Here is a 14,626-nt window from a genome sequence, read left to right on the forward strand (position 1 = left end):
CCTCGTCTTAAATGTACAACTTATTGGTTATCGCGCAGTGCGCAAAACAGCGGCAACGTCAAGAATGAGTGCCACGCCGCCATCACCAAGAATAGTCGCACCGGAAATTCCCGGGACTTTCTTGTAGTTTGATTCGATGTTTTTCACTACCACCTGTTGTTGTCCAACCAGATCATCAACAAACAAGGCTGCTTTTTTTCCGTCCACTTCAACGATGACGACAATGCCATCAGATGGATCTGTATATTTGGGTTCTATATCAAAGAATTCATACAACGGTACCAGCGGCAGGTATTCATCGCGCACTTTGACCACACGCCCCTTGCCATTGACTTCCTTGATGTCGGCCTTGGCAGGCTGCAGGGATTCCATCACAAAACCCAGGGGCAGAATATAAATCTCGTTGCCGAATTTGATCGACATGCCATCCAGAATTGCCAGCGTCAACGGCAATGAAATCGTAATCGTCGTGCCATAACCTTTGGCAGAGCGGATATCAACCACCCCGCCCATGGCAGCAATATTGCGCTTGACGACATCCATGCCAACGCCACGTCCGGACACATCGGTAACTGTCTCTGCAGTGGAAAACCCTGGCGCAAAAATCAGTTGCCAGACTTCCGGATCGCTCATGGAGTCTGACACAGTCAATCCATTCTGCTTGGCCTTGGCGAGGATTTTATCTCTATGCAGACCGCCACCATCATCGCTGACTTCAATCACGATGTTGCCACCCTGATGTACCGCCGACAGCGACAATTTACCCGTCTCGTTTTTGCCCGACTGCGCCCGGGTAGCCGGCATTTCTATACCATGATCGATACTATTCCTGACCAGATGCGTAAGCGGATCAACAATCCGCTCTATCAGACCTTTGTCGAGTTCAGTTGAGGCACCATAGGTAACCAGTTCCACTTTTTTTCCCAGCTTGGTAGCCAGGTCGCGCACCATGCGCGGAAAACGTGAGAATACATAGTCCATAGGCATCATGCGTATCGACATGACGGCCTCTTGCAGGTCCCGGGTATTTCTGGTCAGATGCCCGACGCTGCTTAACAAGCGTTCGTTGGCAATCGGGTCCAGGTCCTGGGTGCGCTGTTCCAGCATGGCCTGGGTAATCACCAGTTCACCGATCAGGTTGATCAACTGATCGACCTTCTCTATGCCCACGCGTATGGTGGATGATTCTTGCGAATTGGCGACTTTCTCTGTTTCTCTTTTTGCTGCCGGCTTTTTATCGTTGGCGACGGCTGACTTGTCCTGCGCCACGGGTTCAGGACTGGTATTTTCAACCTGTGCCTCGGCTTTGTTTTCCTCCGGTGGAAACATGGCATCCAGCGGTTCAAAGAAACCATAACCAAGATCGTCATCCGAAGGCGCTGCCTTCGCGACGGGCGCACTATTCATGGCCTGTTCAGAAATTTTCAGACTGTCAGGATTCAGGATGAAAGAACAGATGGAAATAATGTCATCCTTGCCCTCATTCGTACGCAGGCTCAGGACCACCTTGTCACCCGTGTTTTCATCGCGCGAAATATCCCCCAGCAAACCCAGTTCAGACATCAGTGCCGCGGCATCTTCTGGCGTCACTTTGGGCAACTCTATGCGGAAAGAGGTTTTGTACACCGCGTTATGCGTGCCACTGTCGGCGCTCTTATTGACGAAGCTGGCCACCGGAGCAGAAACCGGCACCACATCCTGCGACAAGGATTGCAACAGCATTCTGACATCGGCAACCGCATCCTGATCTACTGGCGTTCCCAGCTTGTGGCCGTCAAGCTGCATTTTCAGGATATCTTTTGCGATCAGAAAGGCATCAACATGCTCCGCCGTTAACGCCATCTCACCCTTGCGAATTTTATCCAGCAAAGACTCAAGTATGTGCGTGACCTCGGTCATGTCGGTCAGACCAAAGGTAGAAGCACCGCCCTTGATGGAATGGGCAGCCCTGAATATGGCGTTCAGATCTTCAGGATCTGGGGAAGCAATATCGACGGCAAGTAACAATTTTTCCTTCTCGGCAAGAAGCTCTTCTGCCTCGTCGAAAAAAACTTGGAAAAACTGACTCATGTCAATCGTCATTATTTCACTCCGTGATTTACATTTGTTTGCCCGGGGAACAGGGACATTTTTTTAGCCAATCACTTTTTTAACTACTTCAGTCAGCTTTTGCGGATCAAACGGTTTTACCAGCCAGCCATTTGCACCGGCAGCACGACCCTTGGCTTTCATGTCATCACTGGATTCAGTAGTCAGCATCAGGATAGGTACACGCTGATAGGAAGGTAATCCGCGTAACGATTTGATCAGCGTCAAGCCATCCATTCTTGGCATGTTTTGATCTGTCAACACCAGGTCAACAACCTGGTTGCGGGCCTTTTCCAGACCATCCTGACCGTCCACGGCTTCAATCACCAGATATCCGGCTGCCTTCAAGCTAAACGCCACCATCTGCCTCAAAGAGCCAGAATCATCCACAGCTAAAATTGTCTTGGCCATATTTACTCCGTTATACGAATTGTAGGCAGCTTCAAAACACTGCCCCTTGATTTAAAATAACTCTATATCACCGCTATCCAAATGCTTTTGATGCACGGCTTTTCGCAGCAAATTCTTCAGGTCTACACTTTGCTTTTCCAGTCGCATCGTGGTTTCCCGCAACAAGGCAGGCAAATTATCGGCCCCACCATCGTGTTCGATATCATTACCAACCACACCGAGCGTACCCAGTACTTCCCGCAGACCTTCACAACGCTGCAAAGTTCTTGAAATCAACTGACTGGTCAAATCCTGAAACTGCAGGCTGGTCACAGCCGCATTGATATGCGTCGCGATATCGCCCTGTATTGTCTTGAGGCGATTGATACTTGCATCTGACACATTGCCGGAACCGATGATCAGGTTGATTTCTTCCTGCTCACTCGAAATCGCCGCGTGCAAAGCCATGAAGCTGACACCCAGCTTTTCTATCGCTTCACCCAAGAGTATGGCTGTCTGTGCAAGGTCCGTTTCTACTTCCAGCAAATGGGCATTGCCGTGATCAGACACGCCGGACAAAAGCTGCTTGACCTCAGAACCCAATATTTTCTTTTTGGACATCATAAGTATCCTATCTATACATTTTGACTTAATGATGCTGTGTCAGTACCGCCTATCAAGGCTTCACAGATATTTCAGCGCTTGAGTCGGATTGATTTGCAACTTCGATAGAACCGCCATCCTGAGAAGCAGACTGCTCGGCTTTCTTGTTCATGACAATGATACTTATGCGGCGATTAATAGGATTCAAAGGATCTTGTTTATCAAATAAAACCGACGAGGAAAGACCAACTACCCGCAACACCTTGGTCTCGTCCATGCCACCATAAATCAACTCTCTCCTGGAAGCATTCGCCCGGTCGGCCGACAGTTCCCAGTTGCTATATCCTTTTTCGCCACTGCCATAGGCAGCCGCATCGGTATGCCCAGACAGGCTGATACGGTTAGGCACATCATTCAGGGCCTTGCCGATTTCATGCAAAATCTCGCGGGTATAAGGCTGCAAATCGGCTTTTGCCAGCGCAAACATGGGCCGGTTTTGCTCGTCCACCATCTGTATGCGCAAGCCTTCGGTCGTAATATCCAGCAACAACTGCTTCTTGTATTGTTTCAGCGTGGGATTCGACTCAATGGCTGCCTCGATTTTGGTCTTCAAGCCTTTCAACCGGTCGGCTTCCACTTTGGCCAGAGCAGCTTCTGCAGCCTGCAGATTATAGGTTTTCTTTTGCGCGTCTACCTCGCCTTTGCGATTTTGCCCTTCACGCGCACTGAGATCCTTACCGCCACCCTTGATCACGCTGGAACTGTCGCCACTGCCATCGCCACCCGCCATCGCCACTTTCAAGGGCGTTTGGAAATACTCGGCAATGCCATTCAAACTACCCTTGGCAGTAGAGCCAAGCAACCACATCAGCAAGAAAAACGCCATCATCGCCGTCACAAAATCGGCATACGCAATTTTCCACGCACCGCCATGATGGCCACCGGCCACCTTTTTAATGCGCTTGACGATAATCGGTCGTAATTCTTCGCTTGCCATCATCAATCCAGTGATTGTTATTTAGATTTTGACTGCTTGATATGATCTTCCAGCTCGATGAAGGTCGGCCTTTCAGTGGAATACAAGACTTTTCTGCCAAACTCGACCGCCAGTGCCGGTGCGTAACCATTCAGGCTGGCCAGCAATGTCACCTTGATGCACTGAAAGGTTTTGGATGATTCATCCAGTTGCTGCTCCATCAGGCCAGCCAGCGGGCCAACAAAACCATATGCCAACAAAATACCGAGGAAGGTACCGACCAGCGCATGCGCAATCAGAATCCCCAGCTCGGACGGAGGAATACCAACCGATTCCATCGTATGCACCACCCCCATCACCGCAGCCACGATACCAAATGCCGGCAAACCATCGCCCAATTTGGCAATAAAATGCGCAGGCACTGCACCCTCGTGGTGATGCGTTTCCAATTCATTGTCCATCAAATTCTCGATCTGGAAGGCATCCATGTTCCCTGACACCATCAGGCGCAGGTAATCGCCGATGAATTCCATCATGTGATGGTCATGCACGATGGCTGGATACTTGCTGAAGAGCGGGCTTTCTTCCGGTTTTTCGATATCCCCTTCAATCGACATCAAGCCCTCTTTCCTGACCTTGGTCAGGACATCAAACAGCATGGTCATCAATTCCATGTACAGCGCCTTGGTGTACTTCGACCCTTTCAATACACCTGGCAATGCCTTCAACGTCGCTTTCAAAGTTTTCGCATTATTGCCAACCAGAGACGCACCAGCAGCAGCACCACCAATCATCAACAGTTCCAGCGGCTGGAACAATACGGCAATATGCCCGCCAGACATGACGAAGCCACCAAACACGGAGCCCAATACGACAATATAGCCGACTATAACTAACACGAGTGCTTACTCCTTACAGAGAAAATCCACAATATCGCTTCACACTAACTCAGTCCAGCCCCGAAAAACCAGAAACGAAAGTTAAATATTGCTTCAGGAATACATTTCAATATGAACATTATATGCGCCAGACATATAGAACGGGGTCATTCGCACTGCTTTTTATCTGCAAATCCGCTTCAATACCCGGTATTGGGAACTCATAACTCATCAATAAAGCCCCCTTCTTCATTTCAGCCTGTGCTTTTTCCCACAAAGCAGGCATGGCCGCTGGTGACAGGTAAGCAAAAATCAGATCGAAGCCGGCAAAATCCAGCGTCAGATAATTCCCTAAAAAAAACTCTGCGCTCCCGCTTGAGAAGCGTGCCCGTATCCAGCTGGCCAACCATGGAAATGGTGCAATTTCCACACCATAAAAATGCTGCTCTGGCCGGGCCCGCGACAAATTCAAAGATAAACCACCAAAGCCGCTACCGACATCAATGAAACGCAATCCGGGCATTGTTGGCATTTGCTCAAGAATACACGGCAACAAACTGGATTTGGAAGGAAAATATGGTACCTGGGTGCGGTAGGTTGACCAAAACAACAATACCATGAGCACAAAGATGAGCAGACTGTAGCCGGGGCTTAACTGATACACCAGTGAAGCCACCACTGCATAAGGGAAGATGAATTCGATCAGCCACCACCACCACTTCAGGCGCAGCATGATGCTGATCAGAACGGCAAACAGGGAATGTGCAACCAGGATAAGGTAAGGCGACAGACTTATCGCGAAAAACTCTTTATCCAGGTTATACAGAAGATAGGACAGCAAGAGCGCAATACACTGAACAAATAATGCGCGAATTGCCGGAGACAACAGGATATTGCCATCAGGAGAAATTTTGCCTTTGGGACTTTTCGATGACGCTAGTTCCAAGGCTCCTCCTATTTTTTATGCGACCAGCTCCATTGCGGATTCTGCGTCTTTTGCTTTTTTTGTTTTTCCTGCTCTCGATGGAACATGGCAGAGCCCACATGCATAATCATCATGCAAATCCAGGCTATGCGCAACAAAATGCCCACCGCATTTGCAACATTTTGCAAAACTGAGCATTTTTCCTTCAAAAAAGCGCACCAGCGTCCAAGCACGCGTCAAAGACAGCACAGGTTCTTCACCAACCGGCACGGCAATCTGCTCCAGATACAGTTTGTACGCCTTGATCACCGCATCAATACCATCCACCCCCGCATGCTCACGCAGGTATTTATGAATATTCATAAACAGGGAAGAATGAATATTCGGCTGCCAGGTAGTGAACCAGTCGGCAGAAAAAGGCAGCATGCCTTTGGGTGGGGACACACCCTTCAATTCCTTGTAAATCTTCAGCAGACGTTCGCGCGACAAAGATGTTTCGGATTCCAGCAACTGCAGCCGGGCACCCAGGTTAACCAGTTCAATTGCCAATTGAATTTCGTGGGCTTCGTTCACTACGCTTTTGCCTGCCATGATTCTCTCCATTTACCGGAATGATTACTATTGACGAATTAATGGATTAATGGATTTCTTCCACAGCCTGGCCAGCCATCAGGATCGCAGCATGCGAATGGGCCAAAGCGCGTTCCTTGTTGTAATTTGTCAACATGCACAAAATGGAGCTGTCTTCGAATCTGAAACGCGCCAGCATCATATTGGAACCAGCCAGTTTCAATATCTGTGCGTTATTCAAGCCTTCGATCAGGTCAGCAATTTCCTTGCCTATGCCCAAACGGAAAATGGCAGTTGCCTTATCAGCACGGATCATTTGTTGCGCCAGCATCAAGTAGCTTAAATTAGCGTCCCGAATTTCGGCCATCATATCGTTCTGAGTCATTGTCCTACCCTCCAGTTTGTAATCAGCGGCATCAATTGCGTTGCCAGTGAGATACATTGTGCAGGCAAGCCTATAGACGCTGTATAAGCGAGAGTATGTATTTAAATACAGAAAAAAACGAAAGCATGCCGTAGGAAAATATCCTACAGGCACATTTTGACATTCGCAAAATAAAAATTTTACGAAAAAGTAGATTTTATTTTTTTAGACCTCAGAACTAGCCGATCTAAAAATCGCCATTAAAAACAATGACTTAAGAAAGAAAAGCTTTTTTGGCTTATCCTCTTATATTCATTAACGGCAGCAAATTCAGAAACTTTAGGGAATATTTAAAATTATTTTTAAATTCTTTCCATAGGTCCTTAACGGCCCCCGAAAGCAAAAACTTTAGGGTTCTTGCGAAATTTTTTCGAAAAAAAATCACCCGTTTGCAACAGGTGATTCATTTTTCACAACTAATGTGATGAAACCGCTCTTATTTAATTATTATTAAAGCAATTAAATTTCTCATCAAAACAGTTGAAGCTCTTTAAAAGATGCTTCCTCTACACCGTCGTGTGCCAGATACATTTGTCACGTAGCTGTTTATCTAGCCCATTCAACAACATTTCATGCTCATTGAGTTCATCGTCTGCGGCGACCAAAATAGCAATCTCACCCACCGGCTGATCTGAAATGACAAATTCCTGCACTTTGGGTGCATCATCGTCCGCCATGTCAATTTCAAAACTGTTTTGCCCACGAGACATTGCCAGAAAAACATCTGCCAACAATTCAGCATCAAGCAAAGCGCCATGCAATTTACGATGTGAATTGGATATTTCATAACGGCCGCACAAGGCATCCAGTGAATTTCGCTTGCCAGGGTGCAATTCCTTCGCTAATACCAGGGTATCGGTAATTGCCGGACACAGTTCCGAAAATGCCGGCAAATTCATCCTGGCCAATTCTGCATTCAGGAAACCGACGTCAAAGGGGGCGTTGTGTATGATGATTTCGGCATCTTTGACATAGGTGCAGAAAGCCGCTGCGATTTCAGCAAACTTGGGCTTGTCGCTCAAAAACTCGGTCGTCAATCCATGCACTGCCAAAGCACCCTCTTCGGAATCGCGCTCAGGATTGATGTACATATGGAAATTATTGCCGGTTAATTTGCGATTTAGCAACTCTACCGCGCCAATCTCAATAATTCGGTCACCGTTTCGTGCATTCAGGCCGGTTGTTTCGGTATCCAAGACTATCTGTCTGCGCATTTTTACATCCTATCAATCGAAATAAGTTTTTTATTAGGGCTAGTGTAGTGCTGCATCAAATGCCCAGGACAAGCGTATGCACTGCCCTGCCTCACTGGTGCAAAACCTGCTTTGCATGCCGACCCCGGCTGCAAATACCAAATCCTTGCCCACCGATAGATAAGGCAGTTTTTCACGCTGCCAAAATGGAATGCGCAAAGACTGGAAATGACTTTTCATATCACGGGTGGGGCGGTTTTCTGCCAGTTTAAGGCGCTCGCCGCCACGCCGCAAATGCAATGACAGTGTCTGTTGCTGCAACCACGCGGTCGCAATACCTTCATCACCAGCTTCAAAATACAGGGTACCGCCAAATTCAGGGAAATGCATGGCAGCCTGACCACGCCATTCAATGTTCAGCGTCAGGTCTTGTACTGCATCCCTGTCGTGCGCATGTTCCAGATATACCCCGCCTTGATAGCGATGGATGGCCCGGTTGTCATGATGCACGGTGATTTTTGCATCTTCGCGGCCAGTAAATAACTGGCTTTGCATTTCTTTAAGCCGGGACGTGGTCGGCATGCGTATGCCAGCCTGGGCAAACCAGTAGCGGAACAGGTTGTCGCGACGGGCCTCGCTTAAAGCTTGCATGGCAGGCAGACTCAAGCCACCTTCAATTGCACATGCAGCCAAATCTTGCGCGGCCACCTCGATCAATACTTCCTGGGCAGACTGGAAATGAATGGCCGATCTGGCCAGGCGTTCAGAATACCCGGCGGACAGATTTTCCAGAACCGGCATCACCTGATGGCGAATTGCATTGCGCAGGTAACGCGGATCCGTGTTTGACTCATCCTCGATATGGGACAAGCTACGGGCAGACGCATAGACATCCAGCGCCGCCCTTTTTTCAGTCAGCAAGGGGCGCGCCAGCAATAGCTTGTCGGTACCAAACAGACTCTGCGCGCGATGGCATTCATCCATGCCTGACATGCCAGCAACGCCGCTACCTCGCAGCAATTGCAATAACAGGGTTTCTGCCTGGTCATCTTGATGATGGGCCGTCAGGATCAGGCCAATCTGCAGATGTTGCGCCAGTTGCCCCAGAGCGCGATAACGCCCTGTCCTGGCCGATGCTTCCACGCCTTCGCCACTTGTCGTCAAAACCGTAATTTTTTCTGCCAGCAAGCGCACGCCATAGCCGTCACAAATCAACTGGCAATGCTGCAGCCATGCATCCGCATTCGGACTTAAACCATGATGTATATGGAAGGCAAAGAGAGGATACCCAAAGTGACGGCAATACCTGACTGCCAGATCGAGCAATACGGTGGAATCCAATCCACCGCTGAAAGCAACTGCAAGACCATTTGTTAAGCCGTCCTGGCAGTTGCCTGTGATGATACTGCCAAGCTTCTCGAAAAATCGCTGTTCAAGAGCCAAGCTGCTGTGTTCCGCCTTCATTCAGCCGGTTTCGTTTCCTTAAACTTGCCATAGCTCATGAGTTTTTCATGGCGGGCAGCCAGCAAATCCTTGGTTTTTACACCCTGGAACTGACGCAAGGTATCAGCCAGTGCACGTTTCACCAGGGCACACATCTGCTTGGGATCGCGATGCGCTCCACCCAATGGTTCATTGACGATCTTGTCGATCAGGCCCATGGCCTTCAGTCTGTGCGCCGTCAGGCCCAGTGCCTCTGCTGCATCAGATGCGCGGTCAGATGTCTTCCACAGGATGGAAGCGCAACCTTCTGGCGAAATCACAGAATAAGTGGCGTATTGCAGCATCAGCACGGCGTCGCCTACCGCCAGTGCCAGGGCACCGCCCGAACCACCCTCACCAATAATGGTGGTGATCAGTGGTACTTTCAGTTCAGCCATGACATACAGGTTATGGCCAATTGCCTCGGACTGACCGCGCTCTTCAGCGTCGATACCAGGCCAAGCACCGGTAGTATCCACAAAAGTGAATACCGGAATATCAAATTTTTCAGCCAGCTTCATCAAGCGCATGGCCTTGCGATACCCTTCGGGTCGTGGCATGCCAAAGTTGCGCAAGGCGCGTTCTTTGGTGTCCCGGCCTTTTTGATGGCCCATGACCATGCATGCCTGGCCATTGAACCTTGCCAAGCCGCCGACGATGGACAAATCATCAGAAAAACTGCGGTCTCCATGCAATTCATGGAAATCCGTGAACATCTGGTTAATATAATCGAGGGTATAAGGACGCTGAGGATGACGGGAAATCTGCGAAACCTGCCATGGTGTCAACTTGGCATAAATATCCTTGGTCAACATCTGGCTTTTTTTGGACAGGCGATCAATCTCTTCCGAAATATCAACAGCCGAGTCGTCCTGAACAAAACGCAATTCTTCTATTTTTGTTTCTAGTTCAGCAATAGATTGCTCAAAATTCAAAAATGTTGTCTTAGTCATCGTGCCTCCTTAACATCACACGAGTTTATAAAATTATCCAGATGCGCCTCTGATCTGTCTGCGATTCATAGATACGCATACAGCAGTGCAGCAGTCTGGATGATAGATAGCGCTATTGCCTGTACGCCCTGTGGCGCACACAAATCACTGATATAAAAATATCTTTTTATCAATGCAATTTTGACCAATTGGTGACATATTCTTCCGACGGATCAGATTAGATATCAAAAACAGCTTCGCTGTCCAGTATTGCGGTGGAATTACAGTTGAAGAACCGGGGCCGCCATGCGGTGCATCAGGTATCTTCAGCCTCAATCCTGTGTCAGCAGGCATTCAATTTCACTCTTTTACCAGCGTCCGGTTCTGCACTGCAGGTCAGCAAGCCAGTGAAAATTAAAATAAAGTAATTGCAACACGCTGTTTAAACCTCAAACTAAGTCTCAAACGCCCAAGTCCAGCACTTATTTGATAAGATGGCGCATTTGCCAAAACTCAGTATACCATTGCTGCTTACATGGTTCTGCCAAACTCCTATAAATCCAAGACCGAACACCATGCGCCACATTTTGAAAAGTGTCCTTACTTTATCCAGTCTGACATTGCTGCTGATGTCTGCCACCGTTTACGCAGATGATGCCGCAGACGTTGGGAAGTTATTACGCGCAGGACAAATCAATGAAGCCATGCAAAAAGTGGATGCCTCGCTGGCGCAACGCCCCAAGGATGCACAGATGCGCTTCTTGAAAGGTTTGATACTGACAGAGCAAAACAAAACGGCAGAAGCCATTACTGTGTTTACAAAGCTGACGGATGATTATCCCGAGCTGCCAGAACCGTATAATAATTTAGCTGTTTTATATGCATCGTCGGGCCAGTACGACAAGGCACGCGCTGCACTGGAAATGGCCATACGCACCAACCCTACCTATGGCACGGCGCATGAAAACCTGGGTGACGTGTATGCCAAACTGGCCAGCCAGGCCTACGACAAGGCGCTGCAACTGGACTCTGGCAACAGCACGGCAAAACTGAAACTGACGCTGGTACGTAACCTGGTCGGCAATACAACTGGTGGCACCAATCCGAAAATTGTCGCTGCCCCGGCAACTACCGTGTCCCAGACTGCAGCTACAAAACCAATCACGGTAGCTGCAGCCAAACCTGAAGCAGAAACACCAAAAGCCGAAAAACCTGCTGCCAAACCGGCACCGGCACCCGTGGCTGACCGGGATGAAGAAGATGTGCTGAAAGCAGTCGAAAACTGGGCCAAAGCCTGGAGCAACAAGGACACCAGCACTTACCTCAGCCATTACGCCAAAGACTTCCAGACGCCCAAAGGTGAAAGCCATAAGGCCTGGGCAGAAGAACGCCGCCTGCGGATTGAAGGCAAAGGCCGCATCAATGTCAAAATTGAAGCTGCCAAGATCAATGTGGATGGCAATACAGCAACAGCGAAATTCCGCCAGATTTATTCCTCTGATCAGTTGACTGCCAATAGCCGCAAGACCTTGAACATGGTCAAGCAGGATGGCAAATGGCAGATCAAACAGGAGCGTGCGGGTAGCTAATGTTTTTCGCTGTCACCTCTGATGCTCCGACCACAGGCAGGCTCGGAAAGCTTCTTATTTTGGCAATTTTTGCAATGGCAATAGTAGCGAACCTGGTTTCGCCGGCTATCGCCATGGCAAAATCACGCCCCACCAAAGTGGCCCCCGCCGAGATCAATCCCAATGCACCGGATCCGGATGCACTGCTGATTGAAGTCTACAAAAATCTTGCCGCCAACAATCTGCAAAAAGCACAAAGCAAGATTGACGCGCTGGTCGAAGCGTATCCGCATTTTCAGCTGGCGCACCTGATACAGGGCGATCTCTTGCTCATGCATACCCGGCCAGTAGCCAGCTTTGGTGCCGGTGCGGCGACCCAGCCCGACAAACTGAAAGACCTCAGGGATGAGGCGGCAGCAAGGATACGTTCCTACCGCGAACGTCCCGACCCCAACTTCATTCCGCGCGTGATATTGCAGCTGCGGGATGACCAGAAGCAAGCCATCGTCGTGGATGCCCGCAAATCCCGCCTGTATGTCTATGAAAATAATGCAGGCCAGCCCAAGCTGCTGAATGATTTTTATATCAGCCAGGGCAAATTCGGCATCAACAAACTCAAGGAAGGCGATCAAAAGACGCCGATCGGTGTGTACTACATCACCAGCCGGCTGGCCGGTTCGAAATTGCCCAGCTTTTATGGTCCGGGCGCCCTGCCCTTGAATTACCCGAATGAATGGGACAAGCTGAATGGCCGCAATGGTTCCGGTATTTGGCTGCATGGCATGCCGCCGGAAAGCTTCAGCCGCCCGCCACTGGCGTCAGACGGCTGCGTGGTACTGACCAATCCGGACTTTTTAAAAATTGCCGCCATGGTGGACATAGGCAAGACACCGGTGATCATTAGTGAGCATGTCGAATTCGTCAATCGCACCAAGTGGATGGCGGACAAGAATTTTGCAGTAAAACTACTGGAAGACTGGCGTCTGGACATGGAAAGCCTGAATGCCAATCGCATCCTGAGCAATTATTCACGCAATTTCAAGACGATGCAGGGCGACAATCTGAATACCTGGTTTCCAAAGCAGCAGCAAAGCTGGGATAACTGGCATAATCCCAGCATAAGCCTGAAAGATGTAACGCACTTTCGCTACCCGGGCAAAGACGAGCTTATCGTCAGCACCTTTACCCAGGAAACCAGCAATGGAAAAAGCCGTAGCGCCATACGCAAACGTCAGTATTGGCTGAAAGAAGCGGCAAGATGGCGCATAATTTACGAAACACCGATCTGACAGAAGACTGGAACACAGATTTGGCTTAACAATACCTGATTCCTGGACTTAAACAACCTTGATTTTGCTCTCATCCGGACTAAATATGAAAATGCCAGCAATGCGATTCGCCAGTGTCATCCTTAGTGTCATACTGAGTGGCTGCCTGATGATGGCAGCAGCGACCGCCTCCGCCCAGGATCATCCCAAGGTGTCGTTGAAAACCACCATGGGTGAAATCGTGATCGAGCTTTACCCCGAAGCTGCACCGAAAACGGTAGAGAACTTCATCAAGTATGTTAAAAATGGCCATTACAAAGGCACGATCTTTCACCGTGTGATCAATAATTTCATGATACAGGCCGGTGGCTACGACAAGGATTTAAAAGAAAAACCAACCAGCAAGACCGTACCCAACGAAGCCCGCCAGGCGCTTGATCATGGTCTGAAAAATGACCTGGGCACCATCGCCATGGCCCGCACCGACGATCCCAACTCTGCGACCTCACAGTTTTTCATCAATACCCGGGTCAATGATTCCCTGGATCACCAGATACTGCCAGAAGGCAATCCGGTTGAATTCCAGCTGCGTGGCCAGAATATGAAAGAATCGCGTGCCAATGCCTTGAAAATGACGGCTGGCTACACACCATTTGGCAAGGTCATACAGGGCATGGATGTGGTCGAAAAAATTCAAGCGGTAGAAACTGGTGAGGCAAAGATGATGCAGGATGTGCCAAACAAGCCAGTTATCATTCAAGCCGCGACCTTGTTAAAATAGACAAATCTTCAAGCTTTTTACAATACATCTTCAACCTTTTTGAAATGAAAGACTACCATGGCTGTTATTCTGACCACTAACTTCGGCGCTATCAAGATTGACCTGAACGAAGAAAAAGCACCAAAAACTGTCGCCAACTTCCTGGCCTATGTGGAATCTGGTCACTATAGCGGCACCATTTTCCATCGCGTCATTGGCGGCTTCATGATACAAGGCGGCGGTTTCGAACCTGGCATGAACCAAAAATCCACCAATGCACCTGTCGAAAATGAAGCCAAAAATGGCTTGAAAAACGAGCGTTATACCCTGGCTATGGCACGTACTGGTGACCCGCACTCTGCTTCTGCGCAGTTCTTCATCAATACCGCGAACAACCGCTTCCTCGACTTTCCTGGTCAGGATGGCTGGGGCTACTGCGTCTTTGGCAAAGTGGTTGAAGGTACTGAGATCGTTGATAAAATCGAAGGCACAAAAACGACACGTGCTGGCATGTTCCAGGACGTACCGGTTGAAAATGTCATCATCGAAAAAGCAGAAATCGTTTAAGA

15 protein-coding genes are annotated in these 14,626 nt (G+C 49.0%); 4 read left to right on the forward strand and 11 right to left on the reverse strand.

The window, feature by feature from the left end; translation table 11 throughout:
• Positions 1 to 27: 27 nt before the first annotated feature.
• The 11 genes from cheA to ACO0LM_RS04050 all read right to left on the reverse strand — a co-directional run bounded on the left by cheA (position 28) and on the right by ACO0LM_RS04050 (position 10,482).
• The gene (gene cheA, locus ACO0LM_RS04000; RefSeq protein ID WP_423034531.1) at positions 28 to 2,082 is read right to left on the reverse strand and encodes a chemotaxis protein CheA; all 2,055 of its coding nucleotides are present in this window, start codon (positions 2,080 to 2,082) and stop codon (positions 28 to 30) included.
• A gap of 51 nt (positions 2,083 to 2,133) precedes the next feature.
• Complete coding sequence (locus ACO0LM_RS04005; RefSeq protein WP_422975756.1) at positions 2,134 to 2,499, reverse strand: response regulator; 366 nt, start codon at positions 2,497 to 2,499, stop codon at positions 2,134 to 2,136.
• Between the two features lie 51 nt (positions 2,500 to 2,550).
• Positions 2,551 to 3,099 carry a chemotaxis protein gene (locus tag ACO0LM_RS04010; protein WP_422986916.1) on the reverse strand — a complete coding sequence of 183 codons (549 nt, stop codon included), beginning with the start codon at positions 3,097 to 3,099 and terminating at the stop codon, positions 2,551 to 2,553.
• A 55-nt stretch (positions 3,100 to 3,154) separates the two neighbouring features.
• Positions 3,155 to 4,078: a flagellar motor protein MotB gene (gene motB, locus ACO0LM_RS04015; RefSeq protein WP_423034655.1), complete on the reverse strand. Its 924-nt coding sequence runs from the start codon at positions 4,076 to 4,078 to the stop codon at positions 3,155 to 3,157.
• A 17-nt stretch (positions 4,079 to 4,095) separates the two neighbouring features.
• Complete coding sequence (gene motA, locus ACO0LM_RS04020; RefSeq protein WP_422986920.1) at positions 4,096 to 4,956, reverse strand: flagellar motor stator protein MotA; 861 nt, start codon at positions 4,954 to 4,956, stop codon at positions 4,096 to 4,098.
• A 118-nt stretch (positions 4,957 to 5,074) separates the two neighbouring features.
• Positions 5,075 to 5,881, reverse strand: coding sequence for an SAM-dependent methyltransferase (locus ACO0LM_RS04025; RefSeq protein ID WP_423034533.1), 807 nt, complete (start codon positions 5,879 to 5,881; stop codon positions 5,075 to 5,077).
• Between the two features lie 15 nt (positions 5,882 to 5,896).
• Positions 5,897 to 6,451, reverse strand: a complete 555-nt coding sequence (gene flhC / locus ACO0LM_RS04030) for a flagellar transcriptional regulator FlhC (RefSeq protein WP_422986924.1) — start codon at positions 6,449 to 6,451, stop codon at positions 5,897 to 5,899.
• 46 nt (positions 6,452 to 6,497) lie between these two features.
• On the reverse strand, positions 6,498 to 6,815 hold the full coding sequence (flhD, locus tag ACO0LM_RS04035) for a flagellar transcriptional regulator FlhD (protein ID WP_186945507.1): 318 nt from the start codon (positions 6,813 to 6,815) through the stop codon (positions 6,498 to 6,500).
• Positions 6,816 to 7,360: 545 nt separating this feature from the next.
• Positions 7,361 to 8,068, reverse strand: coding sequence for a DNA polymerase III subunit epsilon (gene dnaQ, locus ACO0LM_RS04040; RefSeq protein ID WP_422986926.1), 708 nt, complete (start codon positions 8,066 to 8,068; stop codon positions 7,361 to 7,363).
• A gap of 39 nt (positions 8,069 to 8,107) precedes the next feature.
• Positions 8,108 to 9,511: a tRNA lysidine(34) synthetase TilS gene (gene tilS / locus ACO0LM_RS04045; RefSeq protein WP_423034535.1), complete on the reverse strand. Its 1,404-nt coding sequence runs from the start codon at positions 9,509 to 9,511 to the stop codon at positions 8,108 to 8,110.
• A complete protein-coding gene (locus ACO0LM_RS04050) occupies positions 9,508 to 10,482 on the reverse strand; it encodes an acetyl-CoA carboxylase carboxyltransferase subunit alpha (RefSeq protein WP_186945510.1) in 975 nt (324 codons plus the stop codon). Before ACO0LM_RS04050 ends, tilS begins: the two co-directional genes overlap by 4 nt.
• A 608-nt stretch (positions 10,483 to 11,090) precedes the next feature.
• Here ACO0LM_RS04050 and ACO0LM_RS04055 point away from each other — a divergent pair.
• The 4 genes from ACO0LM_RS04055 to ACO0LM_RS04070 all read left to right on the forward strand — a co-directional run bounded on the left by ACO0LM_RS04055 (position 11,091) and on the right by ACO0LM_RS04070 (position 14,624).
• On the forward strand, positions 11,091 to 12,050 hold the full coding sequence (locus tag ACO0LM_RS04055) for a L,D-transpeptidase Cds6 family protein (RefSeq protein WP_423034537.1): 960 nt from the start codon (positions 11,091 to 11,093) through the stop codon (positions 12,048 to 12,050).
• A gap of 74 nt (positions 12,051 to 12,124) precedes the next feature.
• Positions 12,125 to 13,318 carry a L,D-transpeptidase family protein gene (locus ACO0LM_RS04060; protein WP_423034539.1) on the forward strand — a complete coding sequence of 398 codons (1,194 nt, stop codon included), beginning with the start codon at positions 12,125 to 12,127 and terminating at the stop codon, positions 13,316 to 13,318.
• Between the two features lie 91 nt (positions 13,319 to 13,409).
• Positions 13,410 to 14,078: a peptidylprolyl isomerase gene (locus tag ACO0LM_RS04065; protein WP_423034657.1), complete on the forward strand. Its 669-nt coding sequence runs from the start codon at positions 13,410 to 13,412 to the stop codon at positions 14,076 to 14,078.
• A gap of 57 nt (positions 14,079 to 14,135) precedes the next feature.
• Positions 14,136 to 14,624: a peptidylprolyl isomerase gene (locus ACO0LM_RS04070; RefSeq protein ID WP_423034541.1), complete on the forward strand. Its 489-nt coding sequence runs from the start codon at positions 14,136 to 14,138 to the stop codon at positions 14,622 to 14,624.
• Positions 14,625 to 14,626: the final 2 nt, after the last annotated feature.

It is taken from the genome of Undibacterium sp. Di26W (assembly GCF_049340265.1).
Lineage (GTDB): Bacteria > Pseudomonadota > Gammaproteobacteria > Burkholderiales > Burkholderiaceae_D > Undibacterium.